Source organism: Pseudomonas sp. SLFW, assembly GCF_009905615.1.
GTDB lineage: Bacteria > Pseudomonadota > Gammaproteobacteria > Pseudomonadales > Pseudomonadaceae > Aquipseudomonas > Aquipseudomonas bambusae.
On sequence record NZ_JAAAKW010000002.1, the window covers coordinates 387158 to 405628 of the forward strand.

Genomic DNA, 18471 nt, shown 5'->3' on the forward strand with positions numbered 1-18471 from the left:
AGCATGGAAACGCGCGCAGATCTGCTGATTGTCGGGGCCGGAATGGTCGGTAGCGCACTCGCGCTGGCGCTGCAAAACAGCGGGTTGAACATTCTGGTGGTCGACGGCAGCCCGTTGAGTGTCAAACCGTTCGACGCGAGCACGCCCTTCGAACCGCGTGTCAGCGCGTTGTCGGCGGCGAGTCAGCGGATTCTCGAACGTCTGAACGTCTGGGAAGGCATGGTCTCACGGCGCGTCAGCCCTTACAGCGACATGCACGTGTGGGACGGCAGTGGCACGGGCAAGGTGCATTTCTCTGCATCGAGCGTGCACGCGCAGGTGCTGGGTCATATCGTCGAAAACCGTGTGGTTCAGGATGCGTTGGTCGAGCGTTTGCACGATTCCGATATCGGCCTGTTGGCGAATGCGCGCCTGGAACAGATCCGGCATTCCGGGGATGACTGGCTGCTGACCCTGTCCGATGGTCGCACCCTGCGTGCACCACTGGTGGTCGCTGCCGACGGCGCCAACTCCACGGTTCGACGCATGACCGGCATGGCCACCCGCGAATGGGACTACATGCATCACGCTATTGTCACCAGCGTGCGCACGGCACAATCCCACCAGAGGACAGCGTGGCAGCGTTTCACCGACGAAGGCCCTCTCGCGTTCTTGCCGCTTGAGCGTGAAGGCGAGCATTGGTGCTCCATCGTCTGGTCGGTCACGCCCGAAGAGTCCGAGCGCTTGATGAGGCTGGAAGATGACGCGTTCTGTCGCGAGCTTGAGAAGGCGTTCGAAGGCTGTTTGGGTCAAGTTATTTCAGCCGATCCGCGTTTGTGTGTCCCGCTGCGTCAGCGTCATGCCAAGCGGTACGTGGCGGACGGGCTGGCGTTGATCGGCGATGCGGCGCACACCATTCACCCATTGGCAGGCCAGGGCGTAAACCTGGGGTTCCTCGATGCGGCCGTGCTGGCCGAAGTGCTTCACAACGCCGTAGAGCGCGGCGAGCGTCTGGCGGACCAAAAGGTGTTGAGTCGCTTTGAGCGCCGTCGCATGCCTCATAACTTGGCGCTGATGGCCGCGATGGAGGGCTTTGAGCGTTTGTTCCAGGCCGATCCGTTGCCGGTGCGTTGGTTGCGCAATACCGGTTTGAAGATGGTCGATCAGTCATCTGAAGCCAAGGCGATGTTCGTTCGCCAGGCGTTGGGGTTGACGGGGGATTTGCCGGAGCTGGCGAAGATCTGATCCAGCCTGTTTCGCGTTGGGAACGGGACTCTCTGTAGGAGCGAATTCAATCGCGAAGATGCGTCAGGCGCCAGAGGTGTGTCGGTTCTCATGCCCTCTCGCGAATAACTTCGCTCCCACAGGTGACAGCGTTTTTTCAGACGGATCGGTTGTCATTTAGCGCTGCAACATCTGGTAACTGCTCGATCCGGACTTCGGGGATGCGATTCACTACCATTTCGCCTCATTTTGAAAACGTGAGATTTCAGCATGCAGGCGAGCAAGCGTCTTCTGGCTGCCCTGGCATTGTCCGTGCTCGGCAGCACCGCCCAGGCCGCTGATGAAGTGGTGGTGTATTCCTCCCGAATCGACGAGCTGATCAAACCGGTCTTCGATGCCTACACCGCCAAAACCGGTGTGAAGGTCAAGTTCATCACCGACAAGGAAGCGCCGCTGATGCAGCGCATCAAGGCCGAGGGGCAGAACGCGACGGCGGACCTGCTGCTCACGGTCGATGCCGGCAACCTCTGGCAGGCTGAGCAGATGGGCATTCTCCAGCCCTTCACCTCGCCGGTGATCGACGAAAACATTCCCCCGCAATACCGCGCTGCCAGTCACGCCTGGACCGGCTTGAGCCTGCGCGCGCGCACCATCGCGTATTCGACCGACCGGGTTAAGCCAGCGGAGCTGACCACCTACGAGGCGTTGGCTGACAAACAGTGGGAAGGCCGCCTGTGCCTGCGGACCGCGAAGAAGGTTTACAACCAGTCGCTGACCGCCACGCTGATCGAAACCCATGGCGCCGAGGCTTCAGAAAAAGTGCTCAAGGGCTGGGTCAACAACCTTTCCACCGACGTGTTTTCGGATGACATCGCCGTATTGGAAGCGATCAACGCTGGGCAATGCGATGTGGGGATCGTCAACACCTACTACTACGGCCGCCTGCACAAGCAAAACCCGGATCTGGCCGTGCGCCTGTTCTGGCCCAACCAGACGGACCGTGGCGTTCACGTCAACCTGTCGGGCATCGGCCTGACTAAACACGCGCCACACCCCGAGGCTGCGAAAGCGTTGGTGGAGTGGATGACCGGGCCTGACGCGCAAAAGATTTTCTCGGGCATCAACCAGGAATTCCCTGCAAACCCGAAAGTGGCACCGTCGGAAGAAGTGGCGAGCTGGGGCGAGTTCAAGGCCGACACCATTCCTGTGGAAATTGCCGGACGCCGCCAGGCCGAGGCGATTCGCATGATGGATCGTGCGGGTTGGAATTGATTCTGCGCCGCATCGACATCTGATCGATCATCGACACTGCAGGTACACACGTTTCTGTGGGAGCGAATTCATTCGCGAAAAATGCGTCAGGCGATGGAGGTGTATGCGCCTTGGCGCCGCATCGCGAATGAATTCGCTCCCACAGTGATTCTCTACGACCCCCAGACTTTCTGAGACCCCCTTTGGCCCATCCCGCCCAGCGCCGCTGGTACCCCCTCGTTTTTACCATCGCTGCGTTGGTCCTCCTGCCACTGAGCGTTTTGCTGTTCTCCTGGCAGACCATCGACTACGAAATCTGGTCGCACCTGTGGGAAACCCAGATGCCGCGCCTGCTTGGCAACACCCTCACGCTGGTGATCGGTGTGGGCGTGGGCGTGACGATTTTGGGCGTGAGCCTCGCGTGGCTTACGGCGCTGTGTGAATTCCCCGGCCGTCGCTGGCTCGATTGGGCCTTGATGCTGCCGTTTGCCATCCCTGCTTATGTATTGGCCTTCGTATTCGTCGGCCTGCTCGATTTCGCGGGACCGGTGCAAACGCTGATGCGTGAATGGTTTGGCACCGGCATCCGCTTTCCTCGCGTACGCTCCACCGGCGGGGTGATCGTCGTGCTGGTGCTGGTCTTCTATCCCTACGTTTACCTGCTGGCGCGCACGGCGTTCCTCGCTCAAGGGAAGGGCTTGATGGAGGCGGCGCGGATTCTCGGACAGTCACCTTGGCAGGCGTTCTGGCGCGTGGCGCTACCGATGGCACGACCGGCAATCGGCGCGGGCGTCGCGTTGGCCCTGATGGAAACCCTCGCAGATTTCGGTGCGGTTTCCGTTTTCAATTTCGACACCTTCACCACCGCCATTTACAAGACCTGGTATGGATTCTTCAGCCTGTCGAGTGCGGCGCAGCTCGCGAGCCTTCTGCTGCTGGCGGTGATGCTGCTGTTGTACGGCGAGCATCGTGCGCGGGGCGCCAGTCGCACCAGCAACGAGCGGCCCCGCGTCCAAGCCCTCTATCACTTGCGTGGCCTCAAGGCGGTTGCGGCGTCCACCTGGTGTGGGCTGGTCTTTGCCTGCGCGTTTGTGGTGCCGCTGTTGCAACTGACGGTGTGGGTCTGGCAGCGCGGGCGTTTTGATCTGGACGACCGTTACACCGGGCTGATCCTGCACACGCTGTATCTCGGTGGCATCGCGGCGCTGGTGACGGTCAGCGTGGCGATGGTGCTGGTATTTGCTCGCCGACTGGCGCCGACCCGTGCGATTCGTTCGGGTGTCAGCCTGGCCAACATCGGCTATGCGCTGCCGGGTTCCGTGCTGGCGGTGTCGATCATGCTGGCATTCAGTTATCTGGACCGTGAGCTGGTGGTGCCGCTGTCCAGCTGGCTGGGGGGCGCGGGCAAGCCACTGTTGCTCGGCAGCCTGGCAGCGTTGGTGCTGGCATACCTGGTGCGCTTCATTGCCGTGGCGTACGGTCCGCTGGAAAACAGCCTGTCGCGAATTCGCCCATCGCTCCCCGAGGCGGCCCGCAGCTTGGGTGTCAGTGGACCACGTTTGTTTTTCAAGATTTATCTGCCGTTGTTGATTCCCGGCACCTTGAGCGCTGCATTGCTGGTGTTCGTCGACGTCCTTAAGGAAATGCCCGCCACGTTGCTGATGCGCCCGTTTGGCTGGGACACGCTGGCGGTGCGCATCTTTGAAATGACCAGCGAAGGCGAGTGGGCGCGAGCGGCTTTACCGGCGCTGACATTGGTCCTTGTCGGTTTACTCCCAGTGATTGGCCTGATCAGACGTTCTGCCAGACCCATCGGCTAGGTGCGGGGGCACGACCTTGCGGCTACAATGCGCCGCAATCGACGCGGTCTGTCAGACAATTCCGCACATTCGCAAAGGCTTCAGACCCCAAATTACGGGGGATTTGCGGTAATTGTGAGACGCCGCGTCTTCGCCAAGCCCGGAAGGAGACACCCATGGGACAGCGTACGCCCCTGTTTGACCTGCACCTCGCCCTCGGCGCGAAGCTGGTCGATTTTGGTGGTTGGGATATGCCGTTGCACTACGGATCACAGGTCGAAGAACACCATCAGGTGCGCCGCGACTGTGGGATTTTCGACGTGTCGCATATGCACGTCATCGACATCACCGGCAGCCAGGCCAAGGCCTGGCTGCAACACCTGCTGGCCAATGACGTCGGCAGGTTGCAGCACACCGGGCGCGCGCTCTACAGCGCGATGCTCGACACCCAAGGTGGGATCGTTGACGACATGATCGTCTACCTCACCGACTCGGGTTATCGATTGGTGGTCAACGCAGCCACCGGCGCCAAGGACCTGGCCTGGATGAACGCCCACCTTTCCGGTTTCGACGTGCACCTGACGCACCGTTCCGAGTTGGCCATGCTGGCCATTCAGGGGCCGCACGCCCGACAGAAAATCGCCGAACTCGTCACACAAGCCCGGACTGAGCTGATCCACACCTTGCGACCGTTCGAAGGTCAGCAGGAAGGTGACTGGTTTATCGCGCGCACCGGATACACCGGTGAAGATGGGCTGGAAATCATCCTGCCAAGCGATCAGGCCTGCAGCTTTTTCAATGACATGGTGGGCGCGGGCATTCCGCCAATTGGTCTGGGCGCTCGTGACACGCTGCGTCTCGAAGCGGGGATGAATCTCTACGGTCAGGAAATCGACGAACAGGTTTCACCGTTAATCTCCAATATGGCCTGGACAGTCGCATGGACCCCAGAGGATCGCGATTTTATCGGACGCGGCGCGTTGGCGGCTGAACGAGCGAAAGGGGCTGCCTCAAAGCTTGTAGGGCTTGTCCTGGAGGAGCGTGGTGTTTTGCGCGCACATCAGGTCGTCCGAATAGCGGAAGTTGGCGAAGGAGAGATCACCAGTGGTAGTTTCTCTCCTACGCTAAGCAAGTCGATTGCCTTGGCACGTGTGCCGGTTGCGACCGGTGACCGCGCCGAGGTGGAAATTCGCGGCAAGTGGTACCCGGTTCGCGTGGTTCAGCCGACCTTTGTACGACACGGCAAGACCCTGGTTTAACCCGGTTTTCAAGAACAATTCCCTTTGGCGGGCTTTCCGCTGACCTGATGATGTAGAGAGGACAAAGACTATGAGCAACGTTCCCGCCGAGCTGCGTTTTGCCGAAAGCCACGAATGGGCCAAGCAAGAGGGTGATCTGATTGTTGTCGGTATTTCCGATCATGCGCAGGAAGCGCTGGGTGACGTGGTGTTCGTCGAGCTGCCGGAAATTGGCAAGGTGTTCGCGGCTGGCGACGCTGCAGGTGTGGTTGAGTCCGTCAAAGCGGCTTCTGACATCTACTCGCCGGTTGCCGGTGAAGTGGTAGAAGTGAACGAAGCGTTGGGCGACGCCCCGGAATCGCTGAACTCCGACTCTTATGGCGCATGGATCTTCAAGGTCAAGCCAAGCAATGCGCAAGGCGATCTTGCCAAACTGCTGGACGCTGCCGGCTACAAGACTGCCATCGGCGAATAAGCCACCGCAGAGGCAATTGTAGGAACGCGCTTGGTCCGGGTCGTACGTGACCAAGCACGCTCCTGCACAGTCTTACTGCTCAGCCACCAGATTCTTCGCCAGAATCGCGTTGGCCAGATCCATGTCCGACGCGTTCAGGCTCGGATTGTCCTGACGCACTTGATTCAGCGCCGCTTCCAGATACGGACCACGAATGGCACCGTTGCTGGCGACGAAACTGCCTGCGTCGTCTTGAGCTGCGACGATCAGTTTGTGATGACGGAAGGTCAGGTAGGTCGAACCGGTGGTGGCGCCAGACGACAGAACGTCGCGCAGGAAACCGTCAGCCATTGCTGAACCGACCGGCAGGGAAAGCAAAGCTAACGTGGCTACAGCAAGTTTTAGACGCATGACGGGGTACTCCGACTTTGGTTGTTCTGAAACGATTTGATACGCCGCGTCCTGATCTAGTTCCACAACCTCCTTTAAAACCTCGCGGCAGTCACTCCTCTAGCGCCTTCTCGATTCGACGAATCACGCTGATTCGACCTTCAAAATCGCGCCGTCCTGCGCAATCACGCGTACATGATCCCCAGCAGGTGTGTCTGGCCCGACCACCATCCACACCCCGTCACCGACCTTGATCTTGCCGCGCCCGCCGACGATCGCGTCATGCACGACGAAGGTCCGGCCAATCAGCTCCGAGCCCCGCATGTTCAGGCCTGGCTGGTCAGATTTGCGCAACACGTTACGCTGTCGCCGCCACCAGTACAGCGCCGTAAGCACCGACAGCACGGCGAACAGCAGAAACTGCACTTCCCAGCTCATGGCCGGGATGATGTACGTGAGGATGCCGACACCTGCCGCTGCCACGCCGATCCAGAGCAGATAGCCGCCCGCACCGAAGACTTCCAGAATCAGCAGCACCGTGCCAAGTCCCAGCCAGTCCCAGAACGACAGATTTTGCAGGTAATCCCACATGGCTCAGACCCGCTTGCCGGTGTCGGGTCTGCTCTTGTCGAGCGGTCCCTTGTCGAACGTCGCTTTGACGATTTCCCCGATTCCGCCAATGGCGCCGATCATTTGGCTCGCCTCCAGAGGCATCAGGATGACCTTGCTGTTGTTCGCCGACGACAGCCTGCCCAGCGCGTCGATGTATTTTTGCGCGACGAAATAATTGATGGCTTGCACGTCACCGGCGGCAATGGCTTCGGACACCACTTGCGTCGCACGGGCCTCGGCTTCTGCCTGACGTTCCCGGGCTTCGGATTCGAGAAACGCGGCCTGACGCTCACCTTCGGCTTCGAGGATCTGTGCCTGTTTCTTGCCTTCGGCGGTCAGAATGGCCGAGGCGCGCAGGCCCTCGGCTTCAAGAATCTGTGCGCGCTTGATCCGCTCGGCTTTCATCTGCCCGGACATGGCCGCCATCAAGTCGGCGGGCGGGCTGATGTCCTTGATCTCGATTCGTGTGATTTTGATGCCCCACGGGGCAGTCGCCTCATCGACGATGCGCAGCAGGCGTTCGTTGATGCCATCGCGCTGGCTGAGCATCGCGTCCAACTCCATTGAGCCGAGCACGGTGCGGATGTTGGTCTGCAGTAAGTTGCGGATCGCATGCTGCAGGTTGTTGACCTCGTACGCCGCCTGGGCGCAGTTGACCACCTGATAGAAGCACACTGCGTCAATTTGCACCGTTGCGTTGTCGGACGTGATGACTTCCTGCGGCGGGATGTCGAGCACGGTTTCCATCATATTGATCTTGTGCCCGATGCGATCCACCACCGGCACGATGATGTTCAAACCCGGCTTGAGGGTGTTGGTGTAGCGACCGAAACGCTCGACGGTCCACTGATACCCCTGCGGCACGACCTTGAACCCCATGAACACGATGGCGATGGCCAACGCGACGAAGAGTAGAACCACACTACCGATTTGCATAACCTGTCCCTGTCGATTGCTGAGTGAAGAATGCGGCGAAGAGTACGGGGATCGGAATCCGTTCTGCGAATATTTCTTGTAACAGCCCCGCTCACGGCGCCAGCGTATGGATCACGTAAGCGGCTGATTGAAGAATAGCTCGCGCATCAGGTTGAAGACCGTGGTCTTCACGGCGGTGTCGAGCGAGGTCCACGCAAGTCCGGTCACGGCACGGTAACCGCCAAGCTGCAAAGGTCGCGACACAACGTTGGGCGGCAGCGCCCGTCCCGCGTGATAGGGCAGCAGGCCGATGCCCAGCCCTGCGGACACGAGGGCGAGCATCGTCGTGAATTCGCCCAACTCTTCCGCCACCTCAAGCTTGCCGCCCTCATGAGCAATCGCCCGCAACAGCCCGTCGTGAAAACCTGCCGCGTAGCGCCGGGCAAGCATCAGGACCGGCAGATGCGCCAAGGCTTGCACGTCGAGGCTTTCCAACGCCGTCAGCGGATGATCGGCGGGCAGGGCGACGATGATGGGTTCGTGCAGCACCACCTGCGTCTGCACACCGGCATGGGGCGCGGGCAGGCGCATCAGGCCGAAGTCGAGCTGTCCGCTTTTGAGGGCGTGCACCTGATCCGGCCCCGGCATGTCCTTGAGTTCCAGCTGAATGCCGGGATAACGCTGGTGCGACTGCCGAATGAGCATCGGCAGCAACTCGGGCAGCACCGAGGACACGAACCCCAGACGAATCCGCCCCGTCTCGCCACGCCCCAATCCGCGCGCCACATCGGCTGAATGCTGCGCCTGATGCAGCGTTGCCCGGGCTTCGTCGAGGAACAGCTGTCCGGTCTCGGTCAGCGTCACCGAATGCCGATTGCGGTCGAGCAGGCGAACGCCCAGCCACGTCTCCAGTGACTTGATCTGCATGCTCAAGGCGGGCTGAACAATGGCCAGCCGCTGGGCAGCTCGACCAAAATGCAGCTCCTCCGCCAGCGTCACAAAGGCCCGTAGATGCTTGAGTTCCAAGGCGACTCCGCTGGTGATCAAAAATAATGATCAGCCGATCATCAACGACCATTGGACCCGGTACGAAGGATGCGTTGAAGTATCGACTTTTACGGATGATGGACGTTGACGCGACTCATCACAACGGATGATTCGATATCGGTCCGACACGAGGAGAACACCATGGCCGTTCTGGAAAGCTTTCGCCTTGATGGAAGAGTGGCGCTCATCACCGGGTCCAGTGCGGGTATCGGCCTGGCGATTGCGCGGGGGCTGGCAGAGGCGGGCGCGCGCGTCGTCCTCAATGGGCGCAACGTCGAAACGCTGCAATCGGCGGCTGCGGCGCTGGCTGCTGAGGGGCACGAGGTCCACACTCAGCCTTTCGACGTCACCGACAGCACAGCAGTGAGCGCGGCGGTTCAGGACATCGAACAGCGCGTCGGCCCGCTGGAAATTCTAGTCAACAACGCAGGCATCCAGCGTCGTGCGCCATTGGCCGAATTCAGCGAAGCGAACTGGAGCGAGCTGATGCGGACCAACCTCGACAGCGCTTTTTTTGTCGGGCAGGCCGTCGCCCGCTGCATGATTCCTCGCGGGCGGGGGCGGATCATCAACATCTGTTCGGTTCAGAGTGAGCTGGGACGCCCAAATATCGCCCCTTACGCTGCGAGCAAGGGCGCGCTGAAAATGCTGACCAAGGGCATGGCGATCGATTGGGGCCCGCACGGGCTGAACGTCAACGGGATCGGGCCGGGGTATTTCAAAACCGAGCTCAATGCAGCGCTGGTCGCGAACCCCGAGTTCAGCGACTGGCTGGTGCAGCGCACGCCGAGTCGTCGCTGGGGTGAAGTCTCTGAGCTCGCAGGGGCTGCGGTTTTCCTCGCGTCCGATGCCTCCAGCTTCGTCAACGGCCACATTCTTTATGTCGACGGCGCCATCACGGCGTCGTTGTGATTCGGAGAGCTTCCATGCAAGCCATTGTCTGCCACGCCCCGAAAGACCTGCGCGTCGAAGCCGAGGAGCAAGCCTCCGCGCTGACCTCTGGTCAGTTGCGCGTGCGCGTCGCCCGGGGCGGGATCTGCGGTTCGGATCTGCATTACTACCAGCACGGCGGTTTTGGAGCAGTGCGCCTGAAAGAGCCGATGGTGCTGGGCCATGAAATTTCAGCGGTCATCGCAGAAGTCGGGGGTGACCAGAACGGCTTCAGCGTCGGCCAGCGTGTCTCGGTCTCGCCTTCACGCCCCTGTGGCGGCTGCAAATACTGTCACGAAGGGCTGCCCAATCACTGCCTGAACATGCGGTTTTACGGCAGCGCGATGCCATTCCCGCATATTCAGGGTGCCTTTCGCGAAACCCTGGTGATCGACAGCAGCCAGGCGCACCTGTTGGCCCCGACGACGACCTTGGCTGAAGGCGCACTGGCCGAGCCGCTGTCGGTGGGATTACACGCGATCCAGCGTGCGGGCGGCGTGTTCGGCAAGCGCGTGCTGGTGACCGGCTGCGGACCGATCGGCAACCTGTTGATTGGCAGCTTGCGCGCCGCCGGTGCATTGCAAATCGTGGCGGCAGACCTGAGCGACAGCGCTTTGGCCTGCGCACGCCGAATGGGCGCCAGTGAGGCGCACAATCTGAAAGACGAGCCTGAAGCACTGAGCCGCTATAGCACCGAGAAAGGGCATTTCGACGTGATGTTCGAAGCCTCCGGCAGCGCTCAGGCCTTGCGCGACGGCCTGACCTGCGTGCGGCCCCGAGGCGTGGTCGTGACAGTCGGACTCGGCGGCGATGTGTCGATCCCGTTGAATCTGGTGGTCGGCAAAGAGATCGACTTGCGCGGCACTTTCCGCTTTCACCCTGAATTCGCGCAGGCGGTGGATTTGTTGAACCGGAAAGTGATTGACGTGAACCCGGTGATTTCTCACACGATCCCGTTCAACGACGCGGTTCAGGCGTTCGAATTGGCGGGGGACAAGCAGCAAGCAATGAAAGTGGTGCTGGATTTTGGGGTCAAGGATCTGTGAACACCTGTTGTGGGAGCGAGTTATTCGCGAGAAATGGCATGACCGATACGGCTTTATCGTCTGGTCTGCCGCCTCGCGAATAAATTCGCTCCCACAGTGGAATGAGCGTCTGACTCAGACCAGGCGGCACAGATAAATCTCTGTAGGAGCGAATTCATTCGCGATTGGCCAGGACAGACGACGGAGATGCAGTGGATGGTCTGCCGCCTCGCGAATAAATTCGCTCCTACAGTGGGATGCGCGTCTGACTCAGACCAGGCGGCACAGATAAACCTCTGTAGGAGCGAATTCATTCGCGATTGGCCAGTACAGACGACGGACTTGCAGTAGATGTTTTACCGTTTCGCGAATAAATTCGCTCCCACAGCGAGGGGGGCGCTAATCCCGGTGCTATCGCTGTTCGCTCTGCGGCGTCACGCGCAGCACTTCTTCGATGGTGGTCAGTCCCGCCGCGACTTTTTGTGCGCCTGAGAGACGCAGGCTGCGCATGCCGTCCTTGAAGCCCTGCCGACGCAAGGCGGTGAGGTCGAGGTCGGCCGTGATCAGCGTCTTGACGGCGTCCGACATCAGCATGATTTCGTACACCCCCGCACGCCCTCTGTAGCCCGTGTCCCGACATTCCGCACAGCCTACCGCCCGATGCGCTCCGCTCGGTACGCCTGCTTGCCACGGGCGGGTCAGGGCCTGCCAGTCCGCTTCGTCGATTTCCACCGGGGCTTTGCAATGCGGGCACAGCGTTCGCACCAGACGTTGCGCCATGACCCCCAGAATCGTGGCTTTGAGCAGGTAATGCGGCACGCCCAATTCCAACAGGCGACTGATGGCACTCGGCGCGTCGTTGGTGTGCAAGGTCGATAACACCAGGTGACCGGTCAGTGCCGCCTGAATCGCCATTTCAGCGGTTTCCAGGTCGCGAATCTCACCAATCATGATGATGTCCGGGTCTTGCCGCATCAGCGCGCGCACACCACTGGCGAAGGACAGATCGATGTTGTGCTGCACCTGCATCTGGTTGAACGCAGGCTCGACCATCTCGATCGGGTCCTCGATGGTGCAGAGGTTCACCTCCGAGGTCGCCAGTTTTTTCAGTGTCGTGTACAGCGTCGTGGTCTTGCCGGAACCCGTCGGCCCGGTCACCAGAATGATGCCGTTGGGCTGGTGGGTCATGCCTTCCCAGCGCCGCAGGTCATCACCGGAAAAACCCAGTTGGTCGAAGTCCTTGAGCAGCACCTCCGGGTCGAAAATCCGCATCACCATTTTCTCGCCGAACGCGGTGGGCAAGGTCGAGAGACGCAACTCCACTTCGCCGCCATCGGGGGTCTTGGTTTTGACGCGGCCGTCCTGAGGTTTGCGCTTCTCGGCAACGTTCATCCGGCCCAGACTTTTCAGGCGGCTGGTGACCGCCATCGTCACCTGTGGCGGGAATTGATAGACGTTGTGCAACACGCCATCAATGCGAAAGCGCACGGTGCCCGCTTCGCGACGGGGCTCGATGTGAATATCGCTCGCGCGCTGTTGATAGGCGTACTGGAACAGCCAATCTACGATATTGACGATGTGCGCATCGTTGGCGTCTGGCTCCTGATCGCTGGCACCGAGCTTGAGCAACTGTTCGAAGTTGCCCAGATTGCTCACCTTTTGATCAGTTGCGCTGGCCCCGCTGACCGATTTTGCCAGCCGGTAAAATTCCACGGCCAGTTTCTGAACATCGACCGGGTTGGCGACCACGCGCTTGATCGGCATTTTCAGCACGTGCATCAGGTCGGCTTCCCACGCCTTCACGTACGGCTGGGCGCTGGCGATGGTCACGCATTCCCGGTCTACGGCAACTGCGAGGATCTTGTGACGCTGGGCGAAGGCGTAGGACATCAGCGGCGTAACGGCGGCCACGTTGATTTTCAGCGGGTCAATGCGCAGGTAGGGCTGACCCGCCTGCTCGGCGAGCCAGGCGGTGAGGGATTCGAGGTCGAGTTTTTTGCCGGGGCGCTTGAGGTTTTCAAACTGCTGCGCGGCGATGAATTCAAGAGGATGGGTTTGCAGGTTCTGCGCGGTGCGGCGCAAGGTCAGTGCGTATTCGGCATTGTCCTGATCGAGATAACCCTGTGCGACCAGATCGCGCAGAACTTCATTGAGATCCAGCCAGCGGTCCTGGGACGAGGGGGCAAGGACGGACATGCGGGCTCCTTTGGACGAGACGGCTTACTTCGTAGGTAAGCAAGAGTAGTCCCAAGCGTGCCAGTTGTTGCGTCCTGCAGGTAGTGAAGCGTTGCCAATATTTTCGGCGTTCTCAACCGACAGCCAGTGAGACGGGCTCGGATAGGACGTGAAAATCGCCGATGGGTTCCAGCTCCACTGAACAAACATTGATCAAATTGCGCATTTTTTCGCCAATCACCTGCGCGCGATGCCACGTCATGCCGTCCACTTCCACCTCGATCATCAGCATGCCTTCCTGCTGCAAAACGCTGACCTGTTGCGGGGTCAGGTACTGCATTGCGAAGTAATTCAGCACCCGGCAGATCAGGTCTGGCTCGGCTTCGGCAAGAATCTGGTAACGCGAGCGGCAGTGCGCGTTGTTGGCCGACCAGGCGTCATGACGATGCGGGGCAGGAACGGCTTCGAGGTGCGGCATGCTGAACTCTCCTGTTTCGTCTATGAAATGAGTTGGCTGACGAGTGGAAGAGAGTTTTACATGCGGAAAAAGAAATATCTGGTCGGTCTTGGGCTGTATTAAACTTATTTCGACTTGTTAATGCGGCATCAAACGTTGCTGAGAATAAATTATGCAAACCGAGCTGGATGCCTACGACCGTAAGATTCTGGCGCTGCTGCAAGAGGACGCGTCGCTCTCCAGTGCGCAGATCGCCGAAGCGGTCGGACTGTCGCAATCGCCGTGTTGGCGCAGGATTCAGCGACTCAAGGACGAAGGCGTGATCCGGCGGCAGGTCACGCTGCTGGACCGCAAGAAAATCGGGTTGAACACGCAGATTTTCGCCGAGGTGAAACTCAACGCCCACGGCCGCTCGAACTTCACGGAATTCACCGAAGCGATTCGCGGGTTTCCGGAGGTGTTGGAGTGTTACGTGTTGATGGGGTCGGTGGACTTCTTGCTGCGCATCGTCACGCCAGACATCGAGGCGTATGAGCGGTTTTTCTTCGAGAAACTGTCACTGGTGCCGGGGATTCAGGAGGTGAATTCGACGGTGGCCTTGTCGGAAATCAAATCGACAACGAGTTTGCCGATTGTGCGATGACGCAGATCCTGTAGTAGTGAGCTTGCTCGCGATTGCGGTATGCCATTCAGCATCTCCATAGCTGACATATAGCTATCGCGAGCAAGCTCACTCCTACAGGCTCCTACAGTAGGGATTGCGATGTTGCTTAAAGCTTCAACAGCGTCTTCCATGCCCGGCTTTGCAGTACGGTGATGGTCTGTTGCACGCGGGCGTCGAGGATTTCGTCGCTGATGTCCAGGTGTGCCAGTTGCTCCAGCTTGTTCAGCTCGCCGTATAAACGGTCCAGCTCAGGCAGTTCAACGGTCTGGCGGGCGTAGTGCAGCCAGACTTGAATGCGCTCGATGCGCGGCAGTTGCTCGGCCAGGTCTTCCGGCTGCTGCTGATAACGCGCGAGATTCAACGCAATGGCCTCGTCACCGAGGAAGCGTGGCACCCAACTGCTCAGCATCGCGTTGCCCTGACGATTGCCGCGGTTGTTACGCTCGGCGGTCCAACTGCGTTCCATCAGCCAGCGCGAGGTCGTCAGCGAGAACAGGCCCCAACGCGGGTCTTCCAGCTCTTCGATGAATTGCTCGTGGGCAGCGGCGCGAACATCCGGGTCTTCCTGACCGGCCTGAACCAGCGTGCGCCAGTCTTCGAGCAGGGCATCCAGCGCGGCGCGCAGGTCATGGGTACTGGCGCGTGGGGCGGCCTGGCCGAGGCTGCCGGTCAAGGCGCGCAGTTCGGCGAGCACTTCCACCCACTCCTGCAACAGGCTCCAGTGGCCATTGAAGCGATATTGCTCGGCCAGACGCTGGCTGCTGCCCAACAGATACCAGGCGAGCGCGCTGTAGGCGTCGTCCACGGATGTTTCGGCATGCAGCTCTGGCAGCGGCAATTTGACCGAGTAGCTGCTGGCATCGAACAGGCGATAGCCGCGCTCGGCCTTGCTGATGTCACACGGCATCAGCGCCAGTTTTTCAGCCAGCTCGGCGGCCAGTTCCAACAACGCGGCAGGCTCACCTTCGCGCAGTTCGAGTTCCAGCTCGCAGATTTCTTCCTTCTGCTTGCCGACGATCACGTTGCCCAAGTCGAGCGCCGCTTCGATCACGACCTTGGATTTACCACGGCCCCAGGCGATTTCGGCTTTTTCACGCACGAAATCGGTGGTGAACAGCGGCTTGATGGTTTTCTTGTCCAGATCGGCCAGTTGCTCGGGCCAGCATTCGCCGTCGAGTTTTTTCAGGTCCAGCTTGGCCTTGGGCAGATCCCAGTTGTACTCGTTGCGCTCGGACAGCCCGGCCACGCTCTGGCCACGGGTTTTCAACGTCTGGATGATCGCATCGCCGTCACGGCGCAGGCGCAGGGCCACTTTGGCATGAGCCAGCTCGCGCTCGGGTGTGTCGAAGTACTGGTTGAACAGCTCCAGCCGCTCCCAGCCACTTTTGTTGCGCTTTTTCAGCAGCGGGTGCTCGCGCAGAGCAGTCAGGGTTTCGCGGCTGACGCGGAGTTTGATTTCGGTTTCTTTCTGCATGGCCGGGAATCCAGGCGCGCTATCGCGGATAGGCGCTCTATCTCTTGAACAAGGGGACGCAGCCGGAATCGACACAGCCGCGCGGGTCGTGCAGTGTACAGGACATCACCCGTGACAGTTTATTCCTGCGGTCCAATCACCCTATGATGGTTCGCACATTGCGCCTGCATTAGAGGACACGCCTATGCCGTTGCCGTCCATGAAAGACCAGTTTGCAGCTTTGATCGCCGCGCCATCGGTGAGCTGCACGCAGCCTGCGCTGGACCAGTCCAACCGCACCGTTATCGACCTGTTGGCCACGTGGCTGGGCGATCTGGGTTTCGCGTGTGACATCCAGCAAGTCAGCCCCGGCAAATTCAATCTGCTGGCGACCTACGGCACTGGCCCTGGCGGTCTCGTGCTATCGGGCCACAGCGACACCGTCCCGTATGACGACGCGCTGTGGAAGACCGATCCGCTGAAGCTGACAGAAGTGGACGGCAGTTGGGTGGGACTCGGCAGCTGCGACATGAAAGGCTTTTTCGCGCTGGCCATCGAAGCGTTGCAGCCCCTGCTCGACAAACCCTTCAAGCAGCCGCTGATCATCCTCGCGACCTGTGACGAGGAAAGCTCAATGGCGGGCGCCAAGGCCCTTGCGGCAGCGGGAGGCGTGTTAGGGCGTGCCGCAGTGATCGGTGAGCCGACAGGCCTCAAGCCGATTCGCCTGCACAAAGGCGTGATGATGGAGCGCATCGACATTCTCGGGCGCAGTGGCCATTCGTCGGACCCCAGCCTGGGACACAGCGCTCTCGAAGCGATGCACGACACGATTGGCGCGCTCAGAGGCCTGCGCCAGCAATGGCAAACCCAGTTCAACAATCCCCAATTCAGCGTGCCGCAGCCGACCATGAACTTCGGCTGCATCCACGGCGGCGACAACCCCAACCGCATTTGTGGCCAGTGTTCGCTGGAGTTCGACCTTCGTCCCCTGCCGGGCATGGACCCGGAAATGCTCCGCGCTGCGATTCGCCAGAAGCTGCAACCGCTGGCCGAGCAGCATCAGGTGAAGATCGACTACGCGCCGCTGTTCTCGGAATGCGCGCCGTTCGAACAGAGCGCCGATGCGGAACTGGTGAGGGTCGCCGAGCGTCTGACGGGTCATACGGCCGAAGCAGTGGCATTTGGCACCGAAGCGCCTTATCTTCAGCGCCTTGGTTGCGAAACGATCGTGTTGGGGCCGGGCGACATTGCTTGCGCGCACCAGCCGGGCGAATATCTCGAAATGTCACGTTTGCAGCCTACAGTGCGTCTATTGCGTCAATTGATCGAACATTACTGCCTGACTCCGATGTGAGTTGGCACTACAGCCCAAACCCATCCAGAAGGAGAGTACGCGTGTTGCGATGCCTGTTCCGACGATAAAGCTCATGCCGCTGTGAGTGTTTTCACCCTTCGTCCCTCTTTATTACAGGCTCATTCGGATATGCCCGATTACGTCAATTGGCTCCGCCACGCGTCTCCCTACATCAATGCCCACCGGGATTGCACCTTCATCGTCATGCTGCCCGGCGACGGCGTTGAACACCCGAACTTCGGCAACATCGTCCACGACCTGGTGCTCTTGCACAGCCTGGGCGTACGTCTGGTGCTGGTTCACGGCTCTCGTCCGCAAATCGAAAGTCGCCTTGAAGCCCGAGGCCTGACGCCGCACTTTCATCGCGACATGCGCGTCACCGACGCTGCCACGCTGGAATGCGTGATCGACGCCGTGGGCGCGCTGCGGATTGCCATCGAAGCCCGTCTGTCGATGGACATGGCCGCGTCGCCGATGCAGGGCTCGCGGCTGCGGGTCACTGGCGGCAATTTCGTCACGGCTCGCCCGATTGGCGTGCTGGAAGGCGTCGACTATCAACACACCGGCGAAGTCCGTCGGATCGACCGCAAAGGGATCAATCGCCTGCTCGACGAACGCTCCATTGTGCTGCTGTCGCCTCTGGGCTACTCGCCGACGGGAGAAATCTTCAACCTCGCCTGCGAAGACGTCGCCACCCGCGCCGCCATCGACTTGGGTGCGGAAAAGCTGCTGCTGTTCGGCGCCGAATCTGGCCTGATGGACGAGCAGGGGCGTCTGGTGCGCGAACTGCGGCCACAACAAGTGCCAGCGCACCTTCAGCGTCTTGGCAGCAATTACCAGGCGGAATTACTGGACGCTGCGGCGCAGGCTTGCCGTGGCGGCGTGGCGCGCAGTCATATCGTCAGTTACGCCGAGGATGGTGCGCTGCTGTCTGAACTCTTCACCCGCGCGGGCGGCGGTACGCTGGTGGCGCAGGAGCAGTTTGAGTTGGTGCGCGAAGCGTCGATTGGCGACGTTGGCGGCTTGATCGACCTGATCACGCCGTTGGAAGAGCAAGGCATTCTGGTGCGTCGTTCACGCGAAGTGCTGGAGCGCGAGATCGAGCAGTTCAGCGTGGTCGAGCGTGAAGGGCTGATCATTGCCTGCGCGGCGCTGTACCCGATTGCCGATTCCGAAGCGGGCGAGCTGGCGTGTCTGGCGGTGAATCCCGAATACCGTCACGGCGGGCGCGGCGACGAGCTGCTTGAACGCATCGAAGAGCGCGCCAAGGCTCAAGGCTTGAAGACGTTGTTCGTCCTCACGACTCGTACCGCCCATTGGTTCCGCGAGCGTGGTTTCGAGCCGAGCAGCGTTGATCGCCTGCCGAGCGCCCGTGCGTCGCTGTACAACTATCAGCGTAATTCGAAGATTTTCGAGAAGGCGATTTAGTGCTGCATGCAATGCGCTCTTGATTCTGGCCGGAGGCCGTGGGAGCGCAGCTTGCTCACACGGCCTCCGGCCAGAA

Annotated in this window: 17 protein-coding genes; 10 read left to right on the forward strand and 7 right to left on the reverse strand. The window is 60.4% G+C overall.

Translation table 11 applies throughout. The annotated features are described in order from the left end of the window. Window positions 1–3: 3 nt before the first annotated feature. From GVN17_RS05155 to gcvH, 5 genes are all read left to right on the forward strand, one after another. Window positions 4–1224 carry a 2-octaprenyl-3-methyl-6-methoxy-1,4-benzoquinol hydroxylase gene (locus GVN17_RS05155; protein ID WP_166594144.1) on the forward strand — a complete coding sequence of 407 codons (1221 nt, stop codon included), beginning with the start codon at window positions 4–6 and terminating at the stop codon, window positions 1222–1224. A gap of 249 nt (window positions 1225–1473) precedes the next feature. Continuing rightward, entirely contained in the window at window positions 1474–2475 is a 1002-nt protein-coding gene (locus GVN17_RS05160; protein WP_166594145.1) for an extracellular solute-binding protein, read from the forward strand. 182 nt (window positions 2476–2657) lie between these two features. Continuing rightward, window positions 2658–4274 (forward strand): iron ABC transporter permease, encoded by a 1617-nt coding sequence (locus tag GVN17_RS05165; RefSeq protein ID WP_166594146.1) that lies wholly within the window; start codon window positions 2658–2660, stop codon window positions 4272–4274. A 155-nt stretch (window positions 4275–4429) separates the two neighbouring features. Next, the gene (gcvT, locus tag GVN17_RS05170; RefSeq protein ID WP_166594147.1) at window positions 4430–5512 is read left to right on the forward strand and encodes a glycine cleavage system aminomethyltransferase GcvT; all 1083 of its coding nucleotides are present in this window, start codon (window positions 4430–4432) and stop codon (window positions 5510–5512) included. 70 nt (window positions 5513–5582) lie between these two features. After that, window positions 5583–5966 carry a glycine cleavage system protein GcvH gene (gene gcvH / locus GVN17_RS05175; RefSeq protein ID WP_166594148.1) on the forward strand — a complete coding sequence of 128 codons (384 nt, stop codon included), beginning with the start codon at window positions 5583–5585 and terminating at the stop codon, window positions 5964–5966. Between the two features lie 72 nt (window positions 5967–6038). On the opposite strand, the gene GVN17_RS05180 is transcribed toward gcvH, so the two are convergent. From GVN17_RS05180 to GVN17_RS05195, 4 genes are all read right to left on the reverse strand, one after another. After that, a complete protein-coding gene (locus GVN17_RS05180; protein ID WP_166594149.1) occupies window positions 6039–6356 on the reverse strand; it encodes a DUF2388 domain-containing protein in 318 nt (105 codons plus the stop codon). A gap of 123 nt (window positions 6357–6479) precedes the next feature. Beyond that, window positions 6480–6926 carry an NfeD family protein gene (locus GVN17_RS05185; protein ID WP_166594150.1) on the reverse strand — a complete coding sequence of 149 codons (447 nt, stop codon included), beginning with the start codon at window positions 6924–6926 and terminating at the stop codon, window positions 6480–6482. A 3-nt stretch (window positions 6927–6929) separates the two neighbouring features. After that, window positions 6930–7883 (reverse strand): SPFH domain-containing protein, encoded by a 954-nt coding sequence (locus tag GVN17_RS05190; RefSeq protein WP_166594151.1) that lies wholly within the window; start codon window positions 7881–7883, stop codon window positions 6930–6932. 111 nt (window positions 7884–7994) lie between these two features. Further along, window positions 7995–8888: a LysR substrate-binding domain-containing protein gene (locus GVN17_RS05195; protein WP_166594152.1), complete on the reverse strand. Its 894-nt coding sequence runs from the start codon at window positions 8886–8888 to the stop codon at window positions 7995–7997. A 162-nt stretch (window positions 8889–9050) separates the two neighbouring features. On the opposite strand from GVN17_RS05195, the gene GVN17_RS05200 reads away from it, so the two are divergent. Beyond that, entirely contained in the window at window positions 9051–9821 is a 771-nt protein-coding gene (locus GVN17_RS05200; protein WP_166594153.1) for a glucose 1-dehydrogenase, read from the forward strand. A 14-nt stretch (window positions 9822–9835) separates the two neighbouring features. Continuing rightward, window positions 9836–10885, forward strand: a complete 1050-nt coding sequence (locus GVN17_RS05205; protein WP_166594154.1) for an L-idonate 5-dehydrogenase — start codon at window positions 9836–9838, stop codon at window positions 10883–10885. Window positions 10886–11275: 390 nt separating this feature from the next. On the opposite strand, the gene GVN17_RS05210 is transcribed toward GVN17_RS05205, so the two are convergent. Together GVN17_RS05210 and GVN17_RS05215 are read right to left on the reverse strand one after the other, a co-directional pair. Continuing rightward, the gene (locus GVN17_RS05210) at window positions 11276–13060 is read right to left on the reverse strand and encodes a GspE/PulE family protein (RefSeq protein WP_166594155.1); all 1785 of its coding nucleotides are present in this window, start codon (window positions 13058–13060) and stop codon (window positions 11276–11278) included. Window positions 13061–13172: 112 nt separating this feature from the next. After that, on the reverse strand, window positions 13173–13517 hold the full coding sequence (locus GVN17_RS05215) for a hypothetical protein (RefSeq protein ID WP_166594156.1): 345 nt from the start codon (window positions 13515–13517) through the stop codon (window positions 13173–13175). A gap of 151 nt (window positions 13518–13668) precedes the next feature. Here GVN17_RS05215 and GVN17_RS05220 point away from each other — a divergent pair, with 151 nt between their 5' ends. Beyond that, window positions 13669–14139 (forward strand): Lrp/AsnC family transcriptional regulator, encoded by a 471-nt coding sequence (locus GVN17_RS05220; RefSeq protein WP_166594157.1) that lies wholly within the window; start codon window positions 13669–13671, stop codon window positions 14137–14139. Between the two features lie 127 nt (window positions 14140–14266). On the opposite strand, the gene GVN17_RS05225 is transcribed toward GVN17_RS05220, so the two are convergent. Next, window positions 14267–15634, reverse strand: a complete 1368-nt coding sequence (locus GVN17_RS05225) for an inorganic triphosphatase (RefSeq protein ID WP_166594158.1) — start codon at window positions 15632–15634, stop codon at window positions 14267–14269. A 184-nt stretch (window positions 15635–15818) separates the two neighbouring features. On the opposite strand from GVN17_RS05225, the gene argE reads away from it, so the two are divergent. Continuing rightward, the gene (gene argE / locus GVN17_RS05230; RefSeq protein ID WP_166594159.1) at window positions 15819–16967 is read left to right on the forward strand and encodes an acetylornithine deacetylase; all 1149 of its coding nucleotides are present in this window, start codon (window positions 15819–15821) and stop codon (window positions 16965–16967) included. 129 nt (window positions 16968–17096) lie between these two features. Beyond that, window positions 17097–18395, forward strand: coding sequence for an amino-acid N-acetyltransferase (argA, locus tag GVN17_RS05235; RefSeq protein ID WP_166594160.1), 1299 nt, complete (start codon window positions 17097–17099; stop codon window positions 18393–18395). The last annotated feature ends 76 nt before the right edge of the window (window positions 18396–18471 follow it).

Bases quoted from the DNA above. Each gene is read 5' to 3' on its own strand.
- argA (WP_166594160.1), top strand. From the start codon at position 17,097: ATGCCCGATTACGTCAATTGGCTCCGCCACGCGTCTCCCTACATCAAT.
- GVN17_RS05190 (WP_166594151.1), bottom strand. From the start codon at position 7,883: ATGCAAATCGGTAGTGTGGTTCTACTCTTCGTCGCGTTGGCCATCGCC.
- GVN17_RS05215 (WP_166594156.1), bottom strand. From the start codon at position 13,517: ATGCCGCACCTCGAAGCCGTTCCTGCCCCGCATCGTCATGACGCCTGG.
- GVN17_RS05205 (WP_166594154.1), top strand. From the start codon at position 9,836: ATGCAAGCCATTGTCTGCCACGCCCCGAAAGACCTGCGCGTCGAAGCC.
- GVN17_RS05225 (WP_166594158.1), bottom strand. From the start codon at position 15,634: ATGCAGAAAGAAACCGAAATCAAACTCCGCGTCAGCCGCGAAACCCTG.
- GVN17_RS05155 (WP_166594144.1), top strand. From the start codon at position 4: ATGGAAACGCGCGCAGATCTGCTGATTGTCGGGGCCGGAATGGTCGGT.
- GVN17_RS05185 (WP_166594150.1), bottom strand. From the start codon at position 6,926: ATGTGGGATTACCTGCAAAATCTGTCGTTCTGGGACTGGCTGGGACTT.
- gcvH (WP_166594148.1), top strand. From the start codon at position 5,583: ATGAGCAACGTTCCCGCCGAGCTGCGTTTTGCCGAAAGCCACGAATGG.
- argE (WP_166594159.1), top strand. From the start codon at position 15,819: ATGCCGTTGCCGTCCATGAAAGACCAGTTTGCAGCTTTGATCGCCGCG.
- GVN17_RS05200 (WP_166594153.1), top strand. From the start codon at position 9,051: ATGGCCGTTCTGGAAAGCTTTCGCCTTGATGGAAGAGTGGCGCTCATC.
- GVN17_RS05220 (WP_166594157.1), top strand. From the start codon at position 13,669: ATGCAAACCGAGCTGGATGCCTACGACCGTAAGATTCTGGCGCTGCTG.
- gcvT (WP_166594147.1), top strand. From the start codon at position 4,430: ATGGGACAGCGTACGCCCCTGTTTGACCTGCACCTCGCCCTCGGCGCG.
- GVN17_RS05160 (WP_166594145.1), top strand. From the start codon at position 1,474: ATGCAGGCGAGCAAGCGTCTTCTGGCTGCCCTGGCATTGTCCGTGCTC.
- GVN17_RS05180 (WP_166594149.1), bottom strand. From the start codon at position 6,356: ATGCGTCTAAAACTTGCTGTAGCCACGTTAGCTTTGCTTTCCCTGCCG.
- GVN17_RS05210 (WP_166594155.1), bottom strand. From the start codon at position 13,060: ATGTCCGTCCTTGCCCCCTCGTCCCAGGACCGCTGGCTGGATCTCAAT.